The organism is Enterobacter sp. PP-008-ECC_S150 (genome assembly GCF_045257065.1).
In the GTDB taxonomy this organism is placed as follows: Bacteria; Pseudomonadota; Gammaproteobacteria; order Enterobacterales; family Enterobacteriaceae; genus Enterobacter; species Enterobacter chengduensis.
The window spans coordinates 1-22,747 of record NZ_JBJHHG010000011.1 but is presented as its reverse complement, the minus strand read 5'-3'; the positions used below and the strand labels follow the sequence as shown (position 1 = coordinate 22,747).

Sequence of the window (22,747 nt, the reverse complement as noted above, 5' to 3'; positions counted from 1 at the left end):
TTCTCCTTTCAGAAATTGCATATCACAAGTTCCTGGCGCGGTGATGGCTTACCCGCCAGGCTGTAGTTGATGTCAACGGTTTGAATATTCAGGCCATTGAATGCCTGCCGCATTTCCGGGATATCGTTCACCGATATAATCATCTTACCTTTGATGCTCCGCGCCAGCTCCGCCATGTGGACATAGTTACCTATAGGGAAATCTACACCATAGCCTTCCGTTCCCCAGTACGGTGGATCACAGTAGAAAAGCGTGTGGGGGCGATCATAACGCTCTATGCACTGGTGCCAGTCCAGATGCTCTATCAGCGTTCTGGACAGGCGCAGGTGTGCCATCGACAGTTCTTCTTCGATGCGCAGGAGGTTAAAGCGCGGCGCACTTGTGGTGGAGGTTCCGAACGTGTGATCGGCCACCTTGCCGCCAAAAGCCTGTTTCTGCAGGTAGTAGAACCGGGCCGCCCGCTGTATGTCGGTGAGCGTCTCTTCCGGCGTGTCCTGCAGCCATTTGAATATCTGACGGCTGACCAGTGCCCACTTGAACTGGCGGACAAACTCTTCCAGATGATGTTTTACCACCCGATAGAGGTTCACCAGTTCCCCGTTGATATCGTTAATGACTTCGGTCTTGCTGGGAGTCTTTAGGAAATAGAGCGCAGCTGCCCCGCAGAACGGCTCCACATAGCAGGTATGGGCCGGAAACAACGGTAAAATATGCTTCGCCAGACGACGTTTACCACCAATCCATGGGACGATGGGTAAAGATTGTTCTTTCATTATCCGTAAGCCTTTTGCAATCAATGAAAATATGGCAGGCTAGTCTGGTCTCGCGAGACTGACTGAACCCTGGTCGGCTCACAGTGCATACCTGTGGGTTGATGACCAGCCTGGTGTTACCGCACCAGGCTGGTCGTTCTTTCAAAGCCATCATGCGGTTCTCGTCCGCATCCTCACTATTAACGCTGTTTAAAATCCCTTTCCCCGACCATTTGTGATGCTGTCTCCACTACACAAGGAGACGCTCATGAAAAACCTGAAAAAATTCATTCCCTCTGTTAAAAAGCCCCGCCTCAGCGGCTGGCTGCTGACCTCTGTGCTGTTGCTCGGCACCATCGGCCTGGTCTCGCCCCAGCAGCTGCCGGTGGTTGTCTACAAGCTGTCGCTCATCACGCTGGCGGCTGTGCTGGGCTACTGGCTTGACCGTTCGCTTTTCCCCAAAGCCCGCCCCGGTCAGTACCTGAAGCACGATGACAGGCTGATGGCTGATGGTCGCTTCCCCGTCCAGACTGGCCTTCACCTGGTCTTTTCCGCTGCGTTGATCCGCCGTGCGCTGATTGTTGCCGCAGTCTGTCTGGCCGTAGCGATGGGGCTTTAACGATGACCCTCTATATGTACTGGCCTCAGGTTGTCTGGGCCGTGCTGGTATTGCTGGGGCTTGGCATCGAGCTTGCCCGCCACGGGCAAGCTCGCACGGGTAAGCACAGTTTCTGGTGGCAGCTCTTTGGTTCAGCAACGGTAGCCTGGTTGCTGTGGTGTGGCGGCTTCTTCAGTCAGGCCCGCGCAGCCCAGCCACCGCAGGCCGCGCTGCAGTATCGCGACGATGTGATCCGTAATGCCCGGCTTGAATGGGGGATGTCTGCGCCGGTGGCCGATTTTGCCGCGCAGCTGCATCAGGAAAGCGGCTGGCGACCTGATGCGGTCTCACCGGTTGGTGCTCAGGGACTGGCGCAGTTTATGCCCGCCACTGCCGACTGGATAAGCCAGCTAATGCCGGGGCTTAAGAGCCGCGAGCCGTTCAATCCTGCATGGGCTATCCGGGCGCTGGTCAGCTATGACCGCTGGCTATGGGAGCGAGTAAGCGCCGCCAACAACTGTGAGCGGATGGCCATGGCCCTGTCGGGGTACAACGGCGGTCTGGGCTGGGTGCAGCGTGACAAACGGCTGGCATCGCAGAAAGGGCTGGACAGCGCCCGCTGGTTTGGTCATGTCGCCACGGTCAATGCCGGACGCAGCGCCGCCAGCTGGCGTGAGAACCGCCACTACCCGCAGCGCATTCTGCGGGAACTGGCACCGCGCTATCTCACATGGGGAGGCAGCAGCTGTGTGGAACCTGGTTAAAAGACTACCGTGGCGCGGCATGCTGCTGGCGCTTGTTCTGGTGGCTGTTCTTTACGGGCTGAACCGCTGGGGCTATCACGACGGTTCTAAGGACGCAAAACGTGACGGTGACGCAGCGCTCAGTCGGCTGCAGTCAGCGTTTGATACCTACAAAACCGAACAAACGACGCTTGAGAACGCTGCGCTGCGGGCCTGGGCAAAGCGGTATCAGGATCAGGTTACCGCAGGCCATCAGGCCGAAGCCAGTTACCTTGAGCAGATTGCTCAGCTTGAGAGCCAGAACAAACAATTACAGGGGCAAATTAACGATGTCACACAGCGCTGGATTGATGAAAAAGGCAAGAGCCATCCCATTGAGTGCGTGTTTACTCGCGGTTTCGTGCGCCAGTACAACGCCGCGCTCGGATATGACAACGCATCCGTCGGCACCGGTCATTCAGACACAACTGCCGCCGCTGGCACCGGCGCTCGCGCAGCGTCCGGGCAACCTGAAGCCGCTGACGCCTGGCTACGCGACTCAGGCGTCTCCCAGCGCGACGTCCTCGCCAACATCATCGACAACGCGAAGCAGTGCCGCATCTGGCGCAGCCAGATAAACCAACTGCTGGACGAACGGGAAGGATTACAGAAATGACGTTGCAGGTTGAATTCTGGACGGTGGTGGGCTTTCTCATCACCTTCATGAGCTTTGTCGGCGGTATGGCCAAGTGGCTGTTCAGTAAAGCGGAGGAGCGTCAGGCGGCGCGGTTCGCCTCCCTTGAGCAGTCGCTGCAACAGTCTGCCTCCAACTGGGGCGAGCTGGAAAAAGAATTTATGCGGTTTAAGGCGGATTTACCGCTGAACTACGTCCGCCGCGAGGATTACATCCGGGGCCAGACGGTCATCGAGGCCAAGCTGGACGCACTCTACAACAAACTGGAAGTGGTACAGCAGTGCCGTCATACAGGAGGTCACCATGGTTGATATCGCCCGCGTGCGCCGGGAATCCCTGCGCTGGAGTCTGCTGGTTGCTCTGAACAAAACCCGCCCGTATACCGCCAGCGAGACGCTGCTGCTGGATGTATCCCGCGCCATCTACCCGGATACCACGCCGCTGGAGCTGCGCCGTGAGCTGGATTATCTGGCCGACCGCAAGATGGTAGATCTGGAGAAAAAACCCTCCGGTGACTGGTTTGCCGACCTGACCCGCCTTGGCGTCGACCTGGTGGAATACACCGTGGAATGCGGCCCCGGCATCGCCCGCCCGGAAAAGTACTGGAGTGAATAATGGCCAGACGCAGTACGATAGAAAAGCTGCCGGAAGATGTGCGTCGCTGGCTTGAGCGGGCGCTGACTGAATCCGGCTTCAGCGGGTATAACGAGCTGGAGTCCCTGCTGCGTGAGCAGGGTTACGTCATCAGCAAATCGGCTATCCATCGCTATGGCCAGAAGATTGAGCGCCGCTATGGCGCTATCCGTGCGGCTACCGAAGCGGCCCGCATGCTGACCGAGGGAGCTGCTGACGATCAGGATGCGCGTTCGGAGGCGGTGATCGCCCTGATTCAGACCGAGCTGTTCGAGAGTATTGTCCAGCTGCAGGAAGCGGAAGAAGGCGAAGTCGACCCCAAAGAGCGCGTGGCGCTGCTGTCGAAGGTGGCGAAGAACGTGGCCACGCTGTCCCGCGCGTCCGTCAACCTCAAGAAGTTCCAGTCCGAAGTCAGGGCCAGAGCGCAGCAGGCAGCCAGCAACGCCGAGAAAATTGCCCGTAAGGGGGGACTGTCAACCGATGCAGTACAGGCGCTGCGCCGTGAAATTCTGGGGATTGCCACATGAGTCAGCTTGCTCCCGTTTTGCCTGATACCTCGGCGCTGGATATCCCCGCCGTTCTGATGCCCTACCAGCAGCGCTGGGTGGCTGATACGTCGCCGCTCAAGGTGATTGAGAAGAGCCGCCGAACCGGTATCACCTGGGCTGAGGCGTCCGATGATGTGCTGACCGCAGCCTCTTCAGCGCCTGCGGGCGGGATGAACGTGTATTACATCGCCTATAACCAGGACATGACCGTCGAATACATCCAGGCGTGTGCGATGTGGGCGCGGGCATTCAACTATGCTGCCAGTGAAATCGAAGAAGGTTTCTGGGAAGAGGACGAAGACGACAAGCACATCAAGACCTATACCATCAAGTTTCCCGACTCCGGCTTCCGCGTTGTCGCGCTCTCCAGTCGTCCGTCTAACCTGCGTGGCCGTCAGGGCATCATTGTTATCGACGAAGCGGCGTTCCATGAGCAACTGGACGAGCTGCTGAAGGCGGCGCTGGCGATGCTTATCTGGGGTGGCAAGGTGCGCGTTATCTCCACCCATGACGGTGACGATAACCCGTTCAATACGCTTATCGGTGATATCCGGGCCGGACGTCAGGGGGGTAGCGTACATCGTATTACTTTCCAGGAGGCCGTGGCGGAGGGACTGTTCCACCGCGTCTGCCTGCGTACCGGGAAAGAATGGTCGCAAGCGTCCGAGCAGGCGTGGATGGCATCGGTGTACAAATTCTACGGTGCCGGTGCATCCGAGGAGCTTGACTGTGTCCCGGCCAACGGAGGCGGCGCCTGGCTGTCCCGCGCCCTGATTGAGTCCCGTATGTCGGCTGACACACCGGTGCTGCGCCTGACCTGCCCGGAGGGCTACGAGCTGAAGCCCGACGACGTCCGCTGGAGCGAGACGCAGGACTGGCTGGTCGAACACCTCAAACCATTGCTGGAGGCGCTGCCTGCTGACGCACGTTCTTTCCTGGGGCGCGACTTTGGCCGCAGCGGTGACCTGTCGGTGGACTATCCCCTGTTGCAGGAGAAGAACCTGGTACGTCGCGTACCGTTCGTGCTGGAGCTGCGCAACGTGCCGTTCAAACAGCAGGAGCAAATCGCGTGGTATCTGATGGACGGCCTGCCAAACCTGATGGGCGCGGCGCTTGATGCCCGTGGTAACGGCTCTTACCTCGCCGAATACGCCATGCAGCGCTACGGCTCCAGCCGGGTTAAGCAGGTGATGCCAACTGAAAACTGGTATCGCGAGCATATGCCGCCGGTCAAGGCTGCGCTGGAAGATGGCAACCTGGTGGATTTACCGAAGGATGAAGACACGCTGGATGACCTGCGGGCCGTTCAGGTGGTAAACGGCGTTCCCCGCGTGCCGGAACAGCGCTCAAAAGCGAAGTCTGACAGTGGCAAGCGTCACGGGGATTCAGCCATCGCACTGGCGCTGGCGTACTTCGCCAGCCGTGAAATTAACAAAGGGCCGGTGAAGGCAAGCTCACGCCGTCGTCGTCAGGCGGCCCGTATGCTGGAGGATTACTGATGGCCCGTGGACTCTGGGTTTCACCCAATGAGTTTGTCTCTTTTACCGAACCCACTAAAACGCTGACGGAGCAGATCGCCTCGCGCAGCCGCTCCATCGACTTCTTCGGGCTGGGGATGTACCTGCCTAACCCTGACCCCATTCTGAAATCTCAGGGCCGGGATATCCGCATCTATCGCGAGCTGCGTACCGACCCGCTGGTCGGCGGCTGCATCCGCAGGCGTAAGGCGGCGGTCAAGTCGCTGGAGCGTGGTCTTGAGCGCGGTCATGCCCCGGCGCGGGTATTCAGCTTCATCCGGGATATGCTCGACGATCTGGATTTGTCCCGTATCATCGGCGAGATGACCGACGCCGTTCTCTACGGGTATCAGCCCTGTGAGGTCATGTGGGGACGCTCTGTTAAATCCTGGGGCATCGCCGATATCGTGGGCAAGCCACCGGAGTGGTTCCAGTTCGACAATGACAATCTGCTGCGCTTTCGTGCTAAAGACGCCGGGCTGGAAGGCGAGCCGGTACCGCTGAACAAGTTCGTGGTACCGCGTCAGGACGCGACCTACGACAACCCGTATGGCTTCCCTGACCTGTCGATGTGCTTCTGGCCCGTGACATTCAAAAAAGGCGGCATGAAATTCTGGGTGCGCTTTGCCGAGAAGTACGGCTCACCGTGGGTTATCGGCAAGCATCCGCGCGGGACGGCCCAGGGTGAGATTGACCTGCTGCTGGACTCCATGGAGGCAATGGTGGAAGACGCGGTGGCCGCTATCCCTGACGATTCCTCCATTGAAATTAAGGAGGCCGCAGGCAAGGCCGACAGCAGCGATATTTATCAGAACCTGATCACGCTTGCCCGCAGTGAAATCTCCATCGCTCTGCTGGGGCAGAACCAGACCACCGAGGCCAACAGTAACCGCGCCTCCGCGCAGGCCGGACTGGAGGTCACCGATGATATCCGTGACGCTGACGCTGATATCGTGGAAAGCGCGGTGAATCAGGCCATCAGGATGGCGGTATCGATGAACTTTGGCGATGTGGCCAGCCCCGTCTGGAAGATGTGGGAACAGGGAACGGTCGATGATACCCAGGCGACCCGCGACGAGAAACTCAGCCGCGCCGGTGTGGTCTTCACCCCGCAATACTTCAAGCGTGAGTACCAGTTGCAGGACGGCGATATTGATGAGACACCACCGTCAGAGCGCCAGAAGAACACATTGCCGCTGTCGTTCGCCGAGGCCATTGATGCCGATTTTCAGGCCCAGCAGGACCTAGATGATGCGCTTGATATTCTGATGAACGGTGGAGCGTTAAACGGCGTGCTTGCGCCGGTGCTGGAGCCGCTTTTTGAACAGGTGAAAGACGGCGTTAACCCGTCTGAGTTGCTGGGTGAGCTGGCCGAGCTGTACCCGCAGATGAACACGGACGACCTGCAGGAACGGCTGGCCCGTATTCTCTTTGTGGCAAATATCTGGGGGCGTCTGCATGAGCGTGACCACGGCTGAACTGGCGTACTGCATGACGCTTCCCCCGAAGCGGGCTATCAGTTACCTGAAGTCCAAAGGGTATAGCTTCACGTGGGACTGGGAGGAGATGTGGCAGGATGCCCATGCCCGCGCCTTTACCGTCGCCAAAGTGACCCGCCTTGATATCCTGGAAGATATCCGCAGCCGCCTTCAGCAGGCACTGGATGAGGGGAAAACAGACCGCTGGTTCCGTAAGGAGCTGGAGCCAGAACTGCAGCGCAAGGGGTGGTGGGGGCCACGTGACACCACCGACCCGGTAACGGGCGAGCCGGTCACCATCCAGCAGGGCAGCCCGTGGCGGCTCGACACCATCTTTCGCACCAATATGTCCGTACTCTACAGCGCCGGTCGCTGGGCCGAGCAGATGGAGAACGTCGACGACAGGCCGTACTGGATGTATACCGGCATCAACGACAGCCATACCCGCAAGAGCCATCTGGCGCTGCATGGTCTGGTGCTGCGCTATGATGACCCGTTCTGGCAGGCGTTCTACCCGCCGAACGGCTGGCGCTGCCGTTGTGGCGTGATTGCCCTGAGCGCGGCGGATGTGCGTGCCCGTGGCCTGAAGGTGTCAGGTTCTGGCTCAGCCATGGGATGGGAGCTGAAGCTGGTCTCAGAGAAAACAGGCGAGATGCAGAACGTCGCCACCTTCAATACCGGCACCACTAAGGTGGCCACCGACGTCGGCTGGTCTTATGCGCCGGGGGCTGCATACCGTCCCGACCTTGCCCGCTATCAGGGTACGCTTCAACCACTGGCACAGCAGGAACTGAGAGGATAACGATGGCTTCCGATAACCTGGTCAATGTCACCATTAACGATGAATCCCTGCGCCGGAGCCTCCGTGCGCTGGACCTTGCAGCCACAGACCTGGAACCCGCGATGCGCAAAATCGCCGGAACCCTGCTGGCGGAAACGCAGTTTAACTTTCTCGATGAGGGGCGTCCGGGGTGGAGGCCCTCACTTGCAGCGCAGGAGCGCGACGGGCAAACGCTGCAGGATACCGGGCGTCTGATGGGGTCGGTATCAACCGACCATGACGACCGGCAGGCAGCGGTTGGCACTAATGTCGTTTATGGGCCGATTCACCAGTTCGGTGGTAAAACGGGGCGTAATGAGTCCGTTGAACTTCCTGCCCGTCCGTTCCTGCCACTGACAGGGGACGGTGAGCTGCAGCCTGAGGTGGTAGTCCCCATCCTCGATACGATTGTCCGCCATCTTGAAGCAGCGGCCCGTCGCTGAGTTTTGTCTCTACAGACGGGTGATTTATCATTGCCAGCCGCTGAGGGGCTGTATTACCTTTATAAAGGCTTTACAGCCCCCGCTTCGCACCACTATTCGTCCGCAACGTGACATTCCCCGTACTGATACTCCCGATTTTTTCTAAAGCAGATTAAAAGCGCTGCTGATGCTTTTTCCACAGACTGTCCCCGACAACGTAACGCGGGACAGCAAAATGCCAGCCATTCACATTTTTAAAGCCGGTCACCATACCGATATGCACGGTTTGAGTATGCCGTTCACGCAAAGCGATCTTGCCGCCTGCGTGAAAGCCTATGACCCGTCCGTCCATGAAGCACCTCTCGTTATTGGCCACCCAAAAACGGAAGACCCGGCGTGGGGCTGGGTGAAATCCCTGTCGCTTAACGGCGGTGATCTGCTGGCAGAGCCTGACCAGCTCGACCCGCAGTTTGCCGAACTGGTGGGCAACGGACGCTTCAAGAAGGTCTCCGCCTCGTTCTATCTCCCTGACTCACCGAACAACCCGAAGCCCGGCACGCTTTACCTGCGTCATGTCGGCTTTCTGGGGGCGCAGCCACCTTCCATTAAGGGGCTGAAGCAGGTGTCGTTTGGTGAGAAAGAAGAAGGCGTTGTGGAGTTTGCCGACTGGAGTGATATCACCAATGCCTCTTTATGGGGCCGTCTGCGCGATTTCCTGATCGCCCAGTTCGGGCTGGACGAGACCGACAAAGTGCTTCCTTCATGGCAGGTGGACTCCCTGCGCGAAGAGGCTTACCGCGACACCGGGAAGTCTGAACCGGACTTCAGTGAACACAATCCCAACCCTCAACAAGAGAACAGCACCATGACTGAAGAAGAAATCAAAGCGCTTCAGGCGGAAAACACGCGTCTGAAAGCGGAAGCCACCCAGCGGGCGGAACAGGAAGCGAAGACCAGGCAGGAAAAACTGCACGCGGACAACGTCTCCTTTGCCGAGAAGCTGGTCGGCGCGGGTCGCCTGACCCCGGCAGCAAAACCGGTTGTTGTTGCCATTCTTGATGCGGTAGCCGGTGGCGATAAACCTGTCGAGTTCGCTGAGGGAGATACCCGCACCCCGCTGGCCACGGCGTTTAAGACGCTGCTGGATGGCACTGCCCCGGTACTGAATTTCAGTGAGCACGCGACCAAAGACCGTGTGAACACGGATATCAAAACGACGTCAGCCGAGTTCGCTGAAGCCGACCCGGAACGTCTGGCGCTGCATCAGAAAGCGCTGGAACTGTCGAAAAAAGAAGGCATCAGCTACGACGCTGCTGTCTCCCGCTGCCTGTAATTAAGGAGAGAACATGTCTGACTATTTAAAGGGTAAGCGCGTTGTTGACCCGGTGCTGACCAGCATCGCTCGCGGTTATAAAAATGCCGCGTTCATCGGCGAACGCATCTTCCCCATTGTCCAGACCGATAAGGAAGGTGTGACCGTTCCGACTTTCGGTAAATCCGCCTTTGTGGAGTATGACACCGAGCGTGCCGTGGGGGCTGACAGCAACGTTCTGGTACGCGAGAAAACCGGCACGCTGGACCTTGTTCTAAACGAACACGATCTGGCCGCACCGGTGGACTATCGTGAGCAGGCGGAGTCAATGTTCAACGAAGAGGCCAAAGCCATTCGCCGTGTGACCAGCGGTGTCAACCTGAAGCGCGAACTGTATGCAGCCCGTCTGGCTCAGGACAAAAAAGTCTATCGTGCGGCTAACGTCAAGGCGCTGGCTGCGGCTGAACGCTGGGCCGGTGGTCAGGGCGATCCGATTGGCATCATTGAAGGCGGGATCGAAGCGGTACGTAACGCCACCGGCCTGCGTCCGAACCTGATGACCATGGGGGCAAGCGTCATGTCGCTGCTGAAGTTCCACCCGGCGATTCAGGCCGCGATTGGAGCTAACGAGCGCAAGCGTATCACCATCGAAATTCTGAAAGACCTTTTCCAGCTGGAAGATGTGGTGATCGGCGAGCCGGTCTCCATGTCCTCCATGAAAGATGCGCAGAACAAGGACAAAGTCCCGACCGATATCTGGAGCGATAACCTGATGCTGCATTGCGTCGGCAAACCCCAGCCAGGCACCGACAGCGCCGACGAAAATGAGCCGTCCTTCGGTTACACCCTGCGCCGTAAAGGGATGCCGGTGGCGGATAAATACGACGGCGTCGGCGGCAAGGTGAAGTACTGCCGTTATACCGATATCTACAAAGTCGCCGTGGTCGGTGGCGATGCCGGGTATCTCGTCACCAACATCGTGAAATAAGGAGACGGTCATGGGTACAACTCAGCAGGTCATTCTGACCACTACCGTGACGGCCAGCGCGGCGCTGACGCAACAGCGCTTTGTCGGTGCCGATAACGCACCTTGTCAGGCCGGAGCCGTCGCGCTCGGCGTGGCTGAGGTGGATGCAGCTGCCGGTGATGTAACGCCGGTCAACGTACTGGGCATTGTTGCGGTCGAGGCCGGTGCCGCGATTGCTAAGGGGCAGAACGTCCAGTCGGATGCAAACGCCTGCGCCGTTCCCCAAACAGCAGCATCAGGCGACACCCCGGCAGGTATTTCAGCCGGGATTGCGCTGGATGAAGCACTGGCCGAAGGTGATGTTATCCGCATCCTGCGCGGGGTGTGACATGTACTGCACCCTGGCGGATTTACAGGAACAAGTGCCTGAGTCAACGCTGATTCAGCTCACTAACGAGGTCGTGGATTTCGACACCCCTGCCACGGTGAATGTGACGGTTGTGGACAGCTGTATTCGCTACGCCGGGGAGTTGATTGATGCGCACCTTCGTGGCCGCTATACCCTGCCGCTGGCAGAAGTGCCTACCGTTCTGCGGGATATTGCCATCACGCTGGTGCGTTACCGCCTGTATGTCCGTCGTCCTGAAGGTGATTTGCCTGACACCGTCAAAGACGACAACAAAGAGGCCCGGCGTCAGCTTGAGGCTATCCGCGACGGTAAGCTGACGCTGGGGCTGCAGTCCACTCAGAAGGACGTGCCTGAGTCCGGTGAAATCCGGGCGCGGGCACGCCGCCCCACCTTTGGCGGGCGCGACGGCTTACTGGAGAAATACTGATGAACGTTCTGCCCGTCCTTGATGCGGTACTGGCCCGGTTGCGCGAGAAGCTGCCCCAGCTGCAGGTAGAGTACTTCCCGGAAAAGCCGTCCGAATACCGCCTGAATCATCCTGTCGGGGCGTTGCTGCTGAGCTATGCCGGTTCGCGCTTCGACAAACCCGATGATATTGGTGCGGTGATCCAGCCTCAGACCATCCAGCTCTGCGTCACGGTGGTCTTCCGCCAGCTCAACGGTAAAAGAGGTGCGATTGACGTTCTGGATGCAGTCCGCCGCACCCTCGGTGGCTACACCCCGCCGAACTGCCGCCGTCGTATCTGGCTGACCCGTGAAGTGTTTATCGGTGAGGTCAAGGGGCTGTGGCAGTACGCTCTCGACTTCGCAACCGAAAGCGTCTTTATCGAAGACAGCGATTTACCGTCCGGCCCGCTGTTAACCGAAGTGAACTATGAGGAAAGCGAGTGATGAAAGAATACCGCTATTCCGGCCCGGCCAGCGGCGTCACGCTGTCGGACGGAACCGAAATCCTGCTCTGGCCGGGGAAGAATGTTTCCCTGCCGGAGGAGCATGACTATGTGAAGGTACTGGTGGCGCTGAAGCATCTGACACTGGCATCTGAAGATACTAAACCCGCCAGCATACCGGCTGTGCAGTCACCAAAGCGCAGGAACGGCGGCGACAACGATGTGAAACTGGAGGACTCCCATGGCAGCTAACTATCTGCATGGCGTCGAAACCATTGAGGTGGAAAACGGTGCCCGCCCGGTAAAAACGGTGAAGTCTGCCGTCATTGGCCTGATTGGTACCGCCCCGATGGGGGACGTCAATACGCTGGTGCAGTGCCTGTCTGAGAAAGATGCAGCGGCGTTTGGCAGCCAGTTCACCGGCTTTACCATTCCGCAGGCACTGGATGCGATCTACGACCATGGCGCAGGCACCGTTCTGGTTATTAACGTACTTGATCCGTCGGTGCATAAAACCGCTGTGGCCGATGAAGACGTAACCTTCGATAAGGCGTCGGGCAAGGCACCGCTGGCTAATCCGGTGGTCGCACAGCTGGTGCTGAAGCCTGACAGCGACGGCCAGCCTTATGTGGAAGGTCAGGACTACTCGCTTGATGCACAGACAGGGGTGATTACCAACCTCGGTAAGAGCATTGCTGCAGATGCAACGGTGAAGGCGAGCTATAACTATGCTGATCCGACCAAAGTCACTCCGGCTGATATCATCGGTGCCGTTAACGCGGCGGGCAACCGAACCGGCATGAAGCTGCTTAACGACAGCTTTAACCTGTTTGGCTATTTCGCAAAAATCCTGATTGCCCCGGTCTTCTGCACCCAGAACAGCGTCTCGGTTGAGCTTATCGCCATGGCTGAGAAGCTGGGCGCGGTGACCTACATCGACGCACCGATTGGTACCACTTTTGCTCAGGCTCTGGCGGGGCGTGGCCCGGAAGGCACCATTAACTTCAATACCAGCTCCGACCGCGTCCGTCTGTGCTACCCGCACGTCAAGGTGTACGACGCGGCCACCAACAGCGAACGGCTGGAGCCGCTGAGCCAGCGTGCTGCAGGTCTGCGTGCCAAAGTCGATCTGGACAAGGGCTACTGGTGGTCGTCCTCCAACCAGGAAATTCTGGGTATCACCGGCGTGGAGCGCCAGCTGTCGGCAATGATTGACGACCCGCAGAGCGAGGTGAACCTGCTCAACGAACAGGGCATCACCACGGTCTTCAGCAGCTACGGCAGCGGCCTGCGTCTGTGGGGCAACCGTATGGCGGCATGGCCAACGGTCACCCATATGCGCAACTTTGAGAACGTTCGCCGTACCGGTGATGTGATCAACGAGTCCCTGCGTTACTTCAGCCAGCAGTACATCGACATGCCGATTACCCAGGCGCTGATTGATGCGCTGACGGAGTCGGTCAACGCCTACGGTCGCAAGCTGATTGGCGACGGTGCGCTGCTGGGCTTCAGCTGCTGGTTTGATCCGGCCCGCAACGAAGAGACGGAGCTTGCCGCCGGTCACCTGTTGCTGAGCTACAAATACACGCCACCACCACCGCTGGAGCGACTGACGTTTGAGACTGAGATCACCTCGGAATACCTGTTAACCCTGAAGGGGAATAGCTGATGGCAAAGATTGAGATCAACCGCATCACGAATGCCAACATCTACCTGGATGGCGCTAACCTGCTGGGCCGGGCCGAGGAGGTCAAACTCCCGGACGTCTCCATGACCATGCAGGAGCATAAGGCGCTGGGGATGGTGGGCAAGGTGGAACTCCCTGCAGGCTTCGACAAGCTTGAGGGCGAGATCAAGTGGAACAGCTTTTACCGCGACGCGATGCTGTCTGCCGCGAACCCGTATAAGTCGCTGGCGCTGCAGTGCCGTTCCAGCGTTCAGCGCTACAGTTCGCAGGGGCTGATTGACGAAATTCCGCTGGTCACTTTCCTGACGATCATGTTTAAGAAGAACCCGCTGGGGACGTTCAAACAGCATGAGAACGCCGAGTTCTCCAGTAGCTTCACCTGCACGTACATCAAGCAGGTACTTGATGGTGAAGAGCTGCTGGAGCTGGACTATCTGGCCAACATCTTCCGCGTCGGCGGCATTGACCAGTTGACCGACTACCGCATCAACATCGGGGGCTGACGGTGACCGTCGAGATTGAAGATAAAGGCGGGAACTGTGGTTCGATTGGCATGGGGAATGGTACGTGGTTTACCATCCTTGATATTCCAGGGGTGGAAAACCTTTTTAATACCCAGAAAACCAATGACCCGATTGACTGCACACGCTCTAAAGCACGAAAGCTCGCTGACTTGATTGAGGCATGGGAGCCACCTGACCACTGGTTCACCGGCATCGGCAAATCTGAAGGAAAGGCACTTCTTATCGCATTCCTGCGTAACAGCAAAGGCTTTCGCACTCACTGATATCACAGGGGCTTCGGCCCCTTTCTTCTTAATCCCCTTTAATATCCGTCACGTCCACCTCCAGACATACTGCTCTGAACTTACACAGGAGCACGATCATGTCACAGACCCAATCCGATACTTTTAAACTGTCTTACCCCTTCACCACAGCTGCTGGCACCAGAGTTGAGCAGGTTGAACTGAAACGCCTGACGGTCAAAGACCTGAAGCAGGTGCGCAAAATCAGTAAAGACCCGGCTGACTGGGATGAACCGCTGATTGCCCGTAGCACCGGTATTCTCCCGGAAGACCTCGATAACATGGATCTTGCCGATTACATGGAGCTGCAGAAACGATTTCAGCAAGTCACTGGGCTGGGCAAGAGCGACGAAAACGCTGATGCAGGCGCAGGGGCTGCTGGCGAGGTGGTTTAGATTTCAGCCGGGGGAGATTGATGCCCTCGATACTGACGATCTGGAGATGTGGCTGGAGCAGGCTGAAGAGCAAATCAAAAGCGAGTTCGGCGACAATCAGTAACGACTCATCACTTAACAGCCGCCACTCGCGGCTGTTCTGCATGGCTTTCAGACATTTTCCTTCCGTTTTTCCGCTTTCAGAGGATAACCACCGTGGCCAGTGAATTTTCAGTCGGCGTCATTATTGGCGGCATTGTCGGGAGCAGCTTCCGCTCAGCCGTCAGTGGTACCCGACGCGCCCTTGATTCCCTGGGCGATACATCGCGCCGCCTGCAAGAACGCCAGAATGCCTTAACTCGTGCAACAGAACGCTATGGTCAGTTGGGTTCTTCCCGAATGCAGCGCCTCAACAGCGACCTGCTGCGGGTAAGCCGCACAATGGAGCAAATTGAGCGCCAGCAGCGCCGTCTGTCAGCAGTATCGGCCACCAGTGATGCGTTGAAAACTAACCGCATGGCGCTCTATGGTCAGGGAGCAGAAACCTATGCCATCGGCAGAACACTGGGCGCACCAGTCATGGCCTCGGTCAAACAATATGCCTCGTTTGAATCGCAGTTGCGGGATATCAGTGTCACAGGCGATCTGGATGCCCGGCAGGAACAGGCTATTGGTAACGCTATTCGGCAGGCATCGCTCAGGGTTAATCAACTGCAGGAATCTCTGCTGGGTGGCGTTGGTCAATTGGTTGCTGATGGTATGAACCCGGAACAAGCAGCAAATTTTGCAGGGATGTTGGGTAAGGCGGCCACGGCGACCAAAGCCGATATGACCGACCTTGCCAAAATGACATATGCCTTCAGCGATGCGCTTAGAATCACTGATGCGAAAGAGCTGGAGCAGGCGTTTGGGATTGCGGCAACCGGGGCCAAGCTAGGCTCGTTTGAGCTGAAGGATATGGCGAAAGCGTTACCCGGTATGGCCAAAGCCTTCGCTGCACGTGGTATTTACGGCAAAGACGCAATAACCCAGATCGTCGCCAGTCTGGAAGTGGGTAAAGGCAGCGGCTCAGCGGAAGAGGCCGTCACCAATATGTCAAACTGGCTGGCGGCAATGGGACGCGGAGATACCACGCAGAAATACGCTAAGGCTGGCGTGGATTACCAGGGATCAATGCAAAATTATGTAGCCCAAGGGTTCTCTCAATATGAAGCCTCCCTGATGATTGCCAACCGGTTTATCGACGGTAAAGGCAAGGCATTTGTGCAGCAATGGAAAGCGGCAGGCTCAAGAGGCGATCAGGAAGGCCAGCAGAAGCTGATGGAGTCCTTCGGACTGGCGGAAGTCTTTACCGATATCCAGACCGTGAACCATCTGCTGTCGATGCGTCAGGGCTGGGATAAGTACCAATCTAACAAGCAGGAAATGAACACTCCCTCTGCAATGTCTACGCTGGACAAGGATGCAGCGAAACAAAATGATACGCTCGAAGGACGTTGGCGCAGAACGCAGATTGGGTTTAACGACTCGGCTATTAGCATCGGAGAATCATTACGCCCGGCGTTGATCCAGCTTGGGGAAACGTTCATCCCCTTAATGAACAGCGTTGGAAAATGGATCGCGGCTAATCCGCAACTCGTGAGCGGCACAATTCAAGTGATTGGCGCATTACTTGCGTTCAAGATGGCAACCATCGGCCTCAAGCTCGGGCTGAATCTCCTTATTTCACCTTTCGTCAACGTCTGGAAAAATGCCGTGCTCCTGCGGGCCAACTGGCTTCGCCTGACACTCGCGCTGGGTGAAGGCGGCAAACTTCGCTGGCTGGTGACCGGCTTCAGCGCCGTCGCCAGAGGAGCCAGAACACTGGGTGGTGTGCTGTCAGGTGGGCTGGTTCGCGGCATTATGATCGCCGGGCGTGCCGTTCTCTGGATTGGGCGGGCATTGCTGATGAATCCCATTGGTCTTGCTATCACCGCCGTCGCGGCGGCGGCTTATCTTATTTATCGTAACTGGGGGGCTGTCAGCAGTTGGTTCAAACAGCGCTGGGCTGACATTAAAGAGGCTTTTAACGGCGGTATCGTGGGGATTGGTAAACTGCTGATTAACTGGTCGCCGGTTGGTCTGCTCTATAAAGCCTTTGCGGCTGCGCTGAAATATCTCGGCGTTGATCTGCCCGCGAAGTTCACTGACTTCGGTGGCCATCTTATCGACGGGCTGATAAACGGCATCAAAAACAAATGGGAGTCGCTCAAAACCACCGTCACAGATATGGGTGACAGTGTCGGCGGCTGGTTCAAGGAAAAGCTGGGTATCCATTCGCCGAGCCGCGTGTTTATGGGCTTTGGTGACAACATCGCGCAGGGTGCCGCTATCGGCCTGCAGCGTACCACACCACTGGCAGCGCTCGCCGGACAACGCCTGGCAACAGAGATGACTCCCGATGTTCCCCGTATCCCGTCGCCGGAAATCATGGCTGCGGGATATTCAGGTCGTGGCGCAGTTGCAACTGGCGGCGGAACATCTGGCGGTATCCAGGTCAGCTTTAATCCTCAGTTTTTCCTCAATGGCAAAGAAACCGCAGCGCCTGCCGGACTGACCGGCGCACTGAATATGAGCCTGCATGAACTGGAGAAAATGCTGGAGCGTCTGCTGGCTCAGAAACAACGTCGGGGGTACGAATAATGTTTGCGGTACTGGGTGATATTGAGTTTGAACTGATTACCTACTGGGACGGCTTTGAGGCCACTTTCGGTGTCGATTATGCGGAACATGCCCGCATAGAGGGTAAGCCCGGCCTGCAGTTCGTCGGCGACAAGCTGGACGAAATCCAGATAAGCCTGGTCTTCCATCAGCATTATTGTGTGCCCGACGTGGAGCTGGCGAGACTGAGAACGGCCATGAAAGCCCATCAGGCGCTGGCACTGGTTTTCGGCAACGGTGACTATCGCGGCTGGTTTGTGATTACCGACGTGACCGCGACCAGCGAGCAGACCGACAGCACAGGCAACGTGCTGGCCGTCAATGCCACCGCATCTCTCCGGGAGTACATCGGCGACCCGAAGAACCCGCTACAGCCTCCTGCGATACGCACGCAGGTTCCCGGCGTCGGGGCGGTCTCCGGTGCCGTACCTTCTCCCTCCGGGGTGGCGCAGTACGTTCGCGACGGCGTCAACTATGCCAAACAGGCGCAGTCTGTTCTCCAGACCACCATCAGCGCCGTTCGGGTGGCGCAGAAAATGAAGGATAACCCCGCCGTCGCGCTGACCCGCGTGCCGGGGCTGATGAGCGGACTGGGCAACGTGTCCGGGGCGTTAGGCCAGAGCGTTCCGGCATTCAATGCGCTCTCTGAATCCATGCCTGATGCCATCAGTCTGGCCAGAGCCACCAGCGATGCGGCCACGTATGTACAACAGGCACAGTCTTCGCTGAGCGGCGTGGACGGCAGCAATATCGCGGCAGCGCTGGATGCCGTTTCCGGGCAGCTTAACTCCGCCAGCACCACCTTCACTCGTATGTCGCCGGGGTTAAGCACCATGGCAGCTAAAATTCTGGCGAGGAGTGTGTGATGTTTCTTGAACATGTTACCCGTGACGGAGAGCGCTGGGACTCTCTGGCATGGCAGTACTACGGCGACCCACTGGGCTATCCCCGGATAATTGCCGCCAATCCGCACGTGGCCATTACGCCGGTGCTGCCCTCCGGGCTGTTGTTACTGATCCCGGTTATCGAGGCTGAAGAAGCCACCACAGAAGAGGATATTGCCCCATGGCTGAGATAAACAGCACTGCACAGGTCGCATCAGCGTTAACCGGCGTCAGCGATGTTCTGAGTCCGGTGTTCACGCTGTGGTATCTGCAGAAGAACATCACCACCGATATCGCCCCCTATGTCACCCGCGTAACCTACAGCGATAACATCAAAAGCGAGTCCGATACCATTGAGGTGGAGCTGGACGACACCGATGGCCGCTGGCTGGATAAGTGGTATCCGGGCAAGGGTGACACGCTGACGCTGAAAATGGGTTATCAGGGCGAGAAGCTGCTGTCCTGTGGTACGTTCTCGATAGACGAGATCGAGGTGAGTTCGCCCGCGTCCGTTGTCGCTATCCGGGGCGTGGCCACGTCGGTCAACAACGCCCTGCGGACAAAATCCAGTCGTGGTTTCGAGAGCACCACGCTGGCGGCTATAGCCGGACGGATTGCCAAAAAGCATCAGCTGAAGCTGGTTGGCAGTATTGAGTCCATCAAAATTGACCGGGTGACCCAGTATGCTGAAACGGACGTGGGCTTCCTGCGTCGACTGGCCAGCGAGTATGGTTATGCCGTGAAAGTGGTCAGCGACCAGCTGATTTTCTCTCATCTGGCCACGCTGCGCGATCAGGAGCCGGTAAAACAGTTGAAGCCACAGGATGTGGCCAGCTTTTCCCTGCGTGACACCATCAACCGCGTCTACAAATCCGCAAAGGTAAAACACCAGAAGAGCAGCGATAAAAAGCTGATCGTCTACGAAGCTGATGGCGGTACCAGCGAAAGCGACAAACAAACCAAAGGCGGTAAGGTCACCAGTGCCGACTCACTGAAGGTCAACAGCCGCGTCAGTGATCCGGACAGCGCCCGGATTAAAGCAGATTCGGCGCTGGCCAGGCATAACGAATACCAGCAGAACGGCTCGCTGTCGCTGATGGGGACGCCTCAGTTGACTGCAGGCAACAAAATTGAACTGGTGGGTTTTGGTCAGTTATCCGGGCCATGGCTGATAACTACTGCCCGCCATGCGTTTGACCGTAACAGCGGCTACATCACCGAACTGGAAGTGGCACGAGGGCCGGTTACGCAGGGCAAAGCGAAGAAAGGTAAAAAGACCGGAAAAACCCAGACGCTGACCGTCTATAAACCGGACGGCAGCACGTCCACGGTAATAAAGGAGAAAAAATAATGGCAGGCGTCACCCGTCAGGTCGGTACGGTCAGCGCCGTCGATGCCGACAAGGTTCAGGCCCGCGTTCGTCTGCCTGAGTGCGATAACCTGCGCACTAACTGGCTTAACGTACTGCAGCGCAACACCCAGGATAACAAGGATTACTGGCTACCTGACGTGGGGGAGCAGGTTGAGGTGCTGCTCGATGCCAACGGCGAGGATGGTGTCATTCTGGGCGCGGTGTATTCAGACGTCGATAAGCCACCGTTCAGCGACAAAAACGTCCGGGGCACGAAATACGCGGATGGCGCAGAGTTCAGCTATAACCGCGCGACCCATACGCTGACGGTCAAAGGTGGTATCGAGCGCGTAGTAATCGAGGTTGCGGTAGGTATCAGCCTGAAGGGGAAAACCATTGATTTGACCGCTGACACCACCACGGTGAACGGCAACCTTGAAATCAACGGCAATGCCCACTCCACAGGCAGCATGCTCTCTGACGGCCAGAACTCCAATCATCACTCCCACTGACCTTCTTAAACGCCTTTAATATCGGCGTTCCCGCACAGGGGCAATACTGCCCCCATGAAAACAACTTCCGTATTCTGGCAACCGGCCCTGCAGGCCCCTGGCGAAATCGTCCGGGGGCTGGATGATATCTGGCAGGCCATTCAAATCATCCTGCGAACTCCTCGCGGCAGCGACCCGCATCGCCCGGAGTTCGGCAGCAACCTGCATCTTTATATCGACTGGCCCATCGACCGGGCTATCCCACATGTGGTGCGCGAGTCCGTTGATGCCATCCGGCGCTGGGAGCCTCGCTGCCAGCTTATGTCGGTTAAACCCGCCGTCGACGGTGAACATCTTACGCTCCGGGTGAGCTGGAAAGGCTCTGACGGACAGCCCCGGACTCAGGAGCTTTTATGGCGCTGACAGAACCCGATTTTATTGAACGCGATGCCGACAAAATCACGGCTGAAATGATTGCTCAGTACGAAGCCGCAACCGGCAAGACGCTGTACCCCGCCCAGGCTGAGCGCCTGTTGATTGACCTGTGGGCATACCGCGAAATGCTGGTCAGGGTAGCGGCGCAGGAAGCGGCCAAACAGAATCTGGTCGCCTTTGCCCGTGAGCCGATGATTGATTACCTCGGTGAACTGGTCGGTGTTTACCGCCTTGCCGCGCAGCCTGCCACCACCACTCTCCAGTTCTCCGTGGATGAGGCACTGGCCATTGATGTGCTGATTCCGGCAGGCACCCGCGTCAGCGCTTCCGACAGCATTATTTTTGCCACCGATACGGACGTGGTGCTGAAAGCCGGATTGCTTCTGGTCAATGCCACGGCCACCTGTACCGAACCGGGAGCCGCTGGCAATGGCTGGCAACCTGCGCAGGTCAGTCAGTTGCTCGATGAGATTGATAACGTCGACCTGCAGGTGACCAATCTGATGGCAAGTTCTGGCGGTTCAGAGCAGGAAGACAATGACAGGCTCCGCGAGCGTATCAAACTGGCCCCGGAGTCATTCACCAACGCCGGAAGCCGTATGGCATACCGCTTTCATGCCATGCAGGCCCATCCCAACATCGTCGACGTCGCTGTGCTCTCCCCGGTTCCCGGCACCGTAGAACTGTATCCGCTGCTCAGTACCGGCCTGCCGGAGGACAGCATCCTTACGCTGGTAGAGAGTTTCTGCTCGGGCGAAAAAGTCAGGCCGCTCACTGACACCGTGCGGGCTAAAACACCTGTGCAGGTGGATTACGCCATTGAAGCCAACATCACTATCTATCGTGATCAGGATGCCAACTCGATAAAGGACAACGCCAACAGCGCCATACAGAACTGGGTGGCGTCCCGTACCGCCACGCTGGGGCGCGATATTGTCCCCAGTCAGATTATCAGCGTGCTGTCCGTTGCCGGAGTGTATCAGGTCGAACTGGTGACACCAGTGCTGAAGGTAGTGGCAGAAAACGAATGGGCAAACTGTACGGCGATCACTCTTAACATGACCGGGGTGTCCGATGGCTGAGCCGCTACAACTCCCGCCACCGCTTGAGGGTGATATCAGTCTCAGAACGCTGGGAAGACTCGCCGGGCGGCTGGATAACATCGACCTGAGCGTACTGATGGTCTATCTCGTCGATATTGTCGACAGTTCCGCGCTGCCATGGCTGGGCGAGCAGTTCTCACTGTTCGGCGATGGCTGGGAGCTGGCGGAATCTGACGATGTACGCCGCATGCTTATCAAATCCGCTATCGAGCTGCACCGCTACAAAGGGACGCCGTGGTCAATCAGGGAAATTATCCGCCGTTTCGGCTTCGGCGAAGTGGATCTGATTGAAGGCACTGGCCAGATTGGCTACGACGGCAAACACACTTACAACGGGCTTTTCGTTCATGGCGATGCGGAAGCCTGGGCGGTATATCGCGTCATCCTTCAACAGCCCATCACTAACGATCAGGCGGCGCTGTTACGCCAGACGCTCGCTGCTTTTGCTCCGGCCCGCTGCCATCTGGCAAGCCTGGAGTATCAGTCTGTCGCCATTCGCTACAACAACACCGCCAACTATGACGGCAGCTATAACCACGGGAGCAGTTAATTATGGCAAACCTACCTGAAACACCGCAGTGGGAAGAAGGCATCTACCAGATTGAGGTCTCTGACCCCATTCTGGGTGGGCCTGACGGAATCTCTAACCGTCAGGGTAAACAACTGGCCAGCCGCACGCTGTACCTGAAGCAACAGGTTGAAAAAGGCGGTTCTGAACTTGCGAAACACATCGCGGCAGCAGACCCGCATACCCAGTACGCACCGAAAGCCAGCCCGACATTCACCGGCACGCCAACAGCGCCTACGCCTGCAAATAGTGATAACAGCAAGAAGCTGGCGACGACAGAGTTTGTGGCCAAAGCACTTGCGGCGCTTGCTGGCAGCGCTCCTGAGACGCTGGATACGCTCAAAGAGCTGGCTGATGCCCTCGGCAACGATCCGAATTTTGCGACCACGGTGTTGAACAAGCTGGCGGAAAAGCTGGCCAAAGACCAGCACGGCGCAGATATTCCTGACCCGGCGCTCTTTGTCAAAAACCTTGGAATTGACAGGGTGGAGCAGCTCAATAACGAAACGAAAATTTATGCTGGGGATGATCACTCCATATTTTTATCAATAAGAATTGATGGCCTGTGGGGTATTTACGATCCACTA

At 57.6% G+C, this 22,747-nt stretch carries 30 protein-coding genes and 1 pseudogene; 30 read left to right on the top strand and 1 reads right to left on the bottom strand.

Annotation, left to right across the window (positions count from 1 at the left end; translation table 11 throughout):
* Positions 1-8: 8 nt before the first annotated feature.
* On the bottom strand, positions 9-773 hold the full coding sequence (locus ACJBF3_RS13375) for a DNA adenine methylase (RefSeq protein WP_023304069.1): 765 nt from the start codon (positions 771-773) through the stop codon (positions 9-11).
* 247 nt (positions 774-1,020) lie between these two features.
* Here ACJBF3_RS13375 and ACJBF3_RS13370 point away from each other — a divergent pair, with 247 nt between their 5' ends.
* The 30 genes and pseudogenes from ACJBF3_RS13370 to ACJBF3_RS13225 form a co-directional block, all read left to right on the top strand.
* Positions 1,021-1,371, top strand: coding sequence for a putative holin (locus ACJBF3_RS13370; RefSeq protein WP_023304068.1), 351 nt, complete (start codon positions 1,021-1,023; stop codon positions 1,369-1,371).
* Positions 1,372-1,385: 14 nt separating this feature from the next.
* Entirely contained in the window at positions 1,386-2,114 is a 729-nt protein-coding gene (locus tag ACJBF3_RS13365) for a transglycosylase SLT domain-containing protein (RefSeq protein ID WP_045329752.1), read from the top strand.
* On the top strand, positions 2,098-2,748 hold the full coding sequence (locus tag ACJBF3_RS13360) for a hypothetical protein (RefSeq protein WP_045329639.1): 651 nt from the start codon (positions 2,098-2,100) through the stop codon (positions 2,746-2,748). Before ACJBF3_RS13365 ends, ACJBF3_RS13360 begins: the two co-directional genes overlap by 17 nt.
* Entirely contained in the window at positions 2,745-3,077 is a 333-nt protein-coding gene (locus ACJBF3_RS13355; RefSeq protein WP_406545179.1) for a hypothetical protein, read from the top strand. Before ACJBF3_RS13360 ends, ACJBF3_RS13355 begins: the two co-directional genes overlap by 4 nt.
* The gene (locus ACJBF3_RS13350) at positions 3,070-3,381 is read left to right on the top strand and encodes a hypothetical protein (RefSeq protein ID WP_006122433.1); all 312 of its coding nucleotides are present in this window, start codon (positions 3,070-3,072) and stop codon (positions 3,379-3,381) included. The genes ACJBF3_RS13355 and ACJBF3_RS13350 overlap by 8 nt, the downstream gene beginning before the upstream one ends.
* Complete coding sequence (locus ACJBF3_RS13345; RefSeq protein WP_011410682.1) at positions 3,381-3,926, top strand: DUF3486 family protein; 546 nt, start codon at positions 3,381-3,383, stop codon at positions 3,924-3,926. Before ACJBF3_RS13350 ends, ACJBF3_RS13345 begins: the two co-directional genes overlap by 1 nt.
* The gene (locus ACJBF3_RS13340) at positions 3,923-5,446 is read left to right on the top strand and encodes a hypothetical protein (protein WP_080073957.1); all 1,524 of its coding nucleotides are present in this window, start codon (positions 3,923-3,925) and stop codon (positions 5,444-5,446) included. Before ACJBF3_RS13345 ends, ACJBF3_RS13340 begins: the two co-directional genes overlap by 4 nt.
* Positions 5,446-6,942 carry a DUF935 domain-containing protein gene (locus ACJBF3_RS13335; protein ID WP_133982260.1) on the top strand — a complete coding sequence of 499 codons (1,497 nt, stop codon included), beginning with the start codon at positions 5,446-5,448 and terminating at the stop codon, positions 6,940-6,942. Before ACJBF3_RS13340 ends, ACJBF3_RS13335 begins: the two co-directional genes overlap by 1 nt.
* Complete coding sequence (locus tag ACJBF3_RS13330; RefSeq protein ID WP_111763638.1) at positions 6,923-7,744, top strand: phage minor head protein; 822 nt, start codon at positions 6,923-6,925, stop codon at positions 7,742-7,744. Before ACJBF3_RS13335 ends, ACJBF3_RS13330 begins: the two co-directional genes overlap by 20 nt.
* A 2-nt stretch (positions 7,745-7,746) precedes the next feature.
* Positions 7,747-8,205, top strand: a complete 459-nt coding sequence (locus ACJBF3_RS13325; protein ID WP_406545175.1) for a phage virion morphogenesis protein — start codon at positions 7,747-7,749, stop codon at positions 8,203-8,205.
* A 214-nt stretch (positions 8,206-8,419) separates the two neighbouring features.
* Positions 8,420-9,517, top strand: coding sequence for a peptidase (locus ACJBF3_RS13320; protein ID WP_406545173.1), 1,098 nt, complete (start codon positions 8,420-8,422; stop codon positions 9,515-9,517).
* 13 nt (positions 9,518-9,530) lie between these two features.
* Entirely contained in the window at positions 9,531-10,484 is a 954-nt protein-coding gene (locus ACJBF3_RS13315) for a hypothetical protein (RefSeq protein WP_406545171.1), read from the top strand.
* A 10-nt stretch (positions 10,485-10,494) separates the two neighbouring features.
* Positions 10,495-10,851 carry a DUF2190 family protein gene (locus ACJBF3_RS13310; protein WP_191920871.1) on the top strand — a complete coding sequence of 119 codons (357 nt, stop codon included), beginning with the start codon at positions 10,495-10,497 and terminating at the stop codon, positions 10,849-10,851.
* A gap of 1 nt (position 10,852) precedes the next feature.
* Positions 10,853-11,299, top strand: a complete 447-nt coding sequence (locus tag ACJBF3_RS13305; RefSeq protein ID WP_039271488.1) for a gp436 family protein — start codon at positions 10,853-10,855, stop codon at positions 11,297-11,299.
* Positions 11,299-11,763: a Gp37 family protein gene (locus ACJBF3_RS13300; RefSeq protein ID WP_406545168.1), complete on the top strand. Its 465-nt coding sequence runs from the start codon at positions 11,299-11,301 to the stop codon at positions 11,761-11,763. Before ACJBF3_RS13305 ends, ACJBF3_RS13300 begins: the two co-directional genes overlap by 1 nt.
* Positions 11,763-12,014 (top strand): hypothetical protein, encoded by a 252-nt coding sequence (locus ACJBF3_RS13295; RefSeq protein WP_406545204.1) that lies wholly within the window; start codon positions 11,763-11,765, stop codon positions 12,012-12,014. Before ACJBF3_RS13300 ends, ACJBF3_RS13295 begins: the two co-directional genes overlap by 1 nt.
* Positions 12,004-13,431 carry a phage tail sheath subtilisin-like domain-containing protein gene (locus ACJBF3_RS13290; protein WP_406545164.1) on the top strand — a complete coding sequence of 476 codons (1,428 nt, stop codon included), beginning with the start codon at positions 12,004-12,006 and terminating at the stop codon, positions 13,429-13,431. The genes ACJBF3_RS13295 and ACJBF3_RS13290 overlap by 11 nt, the downstream gene beginning before the upstream one ends.
* Positions 13,428-13,952, top strand: a complete 525-nt coding sequence (locus ACJBF3_RS13285) for a phage major tail tube protein (protein ID WP_164965982.1) — start codon at positions 13,428-13,430, stop codon at positions 13,950-13,952. Before ACJBF3_RS13290 ends, ACJBF3_RS13285 begins: the two co-directional genes overlap by 4 nt.
* A gap of 2 nt (positions 13,953-13,954) precedes the next feature.
* Positions 13,955-14,236, top strand: a complete 282-nt coding sequence (locus tag ACJBF3_RS13280; RefSeq protein ID WP_406545162.1) for a hypothetical protein — start codon at positions 13,955-13,957, stop codon at positions 14,234-14,236.
* A 98-nt stretch (positions 14,237-14,334) separates the two neighbouring features.
* On the top strand, positions 14,335-14,649 hold the full coding sequence (locus ACJBF3_RS13275; RefSeq protein WP_000084225.1) for a phage tail assembly protein: 315 nt from the start codon (positions 14,335-14,337) through the stop codon (positions 14,647-14,649).
* Positions 14,615-14,752 carry a GpE family phage tail protein gene (locus tag ACJBF3_RS13270; protein WP_001148841.1) on the top strand — a complete coding sequence of 46 codons (138 nt, stop codon included), beginning with the start codon at positions 14,615-14,617 and terminating at the stop codon, positions 14,750-14,752. The genes ACJBF3_RS13275 and ACJBF3_RS13270 overlap by 35 nt, the downstream gene beginning before the upstream one ends.
* A 92-nt stretch (positions 14,753-14,844) precedes the next feature.
* Complete coding sequence (locus tag ACJBF3_RS13265; protein ID WP_406545156.1) at positions 14,845-17,310, top strand: phage tail tape measure protein; 2,466 nt, start codon at positions 14,845-14,847, stop codon at positions 17,308-17,310.
* Positions 17,310-18,194, top strand: coding sequence for a phage tail protein (locus ACJBF3_RS13260; protein WP_000458380.1), 885 nt, complete (start codon positions 17,310-17,312; stop codon positions 18,192-18,194). The genes ACJBF3_RS13265 and ACJBF3_RS13260 overlap by 1 nt, the downstream gene beginning before the upstream one ends.
* Entirely contained in the window at positions 18,194-18,406 is a 213-nt protein-coding gene (locus ACJBF3_RS13255) for a tail protein X (protein WP_000478225.1), read from the top strand. The genes ACJBF3_RS13260 and ACJBF3_RS13255 overlap by 1 nt, the downstream gene beginning before the upstream one ends.
* The gene (locus ACJBF3_RS13250) at positions 18,394-19,563 is read left to right on the top strand and encodes a phage late control D family protein (RefSeq protein WP_000808003.1); all 1,170 of its coding nucleotides are present in this window, start codon (positions 18,394-18,396) and stop codon (positions 19,561-19,563) included. Before ACJBF3_RS13255 ends, ACJBF3_RS13250 begins: the two co-directional genes overlap by 13 nt.
* Positions 19,563-20,075, top strand: a complete 513-nt coding sequence (locus tag ACJBF3_RS13245; protein ID WP_000929399.1) for a phage baseplate assembly protein V — start codon at positions 19,563-19,565, stop codon at positions 20,073-20,075. Before ACJBF3_RS13250 ends, ACJBF3_RS13245 begins: the two co-directional genes overlap by 1 nt.
* A 54-nt stretch (positions 20,076-20,129) precedes the next feature.
* Positions 20,130-20,477, top strand: a complete 348-nt coding sequence (locus ACJBF3_RS13240; protein ID WP_000859115.1) for a GPW/gp25 family protein — start codon at positions 20,130-20,132, stop codon at positions 20,475-20,477.
* Positions 20,468-21,571, top strand: a complete 1,104-nt coding sequence (locus ACJBF3_RS13235) for a baseplate J/gp47 family protein (RefSeq protein WP_406545153.1) — start codon at positions 20,468-20,470, stop codon at positions 21,569-21,571. The genes ACJBF3_RS13240 and ACJBF3_RS13235 overlap by 10 nt, the downstream gene beginning before the upstream one ends.
* Entirely contained in the window at positions 21,564-22,142 is a 579-nt protein-coding gene (locus tag ACJBF3_RS13230; RefSeq protein WP_001569395.1) for a phage tail protein I, read from the top strand. Before ACJBF3_RS13235 ends, ACJBF3_RS13230 begins: the two co-directional genes overlap by 8 nt.
* A gap of 2 nt (positions 22,143-22,144) precedes the next feature.
* Positions 22,145-22,747: pseudogene (locus ACJBF3_RS13225) on the top strand (hypothetical protein); the annotation flags it as partial.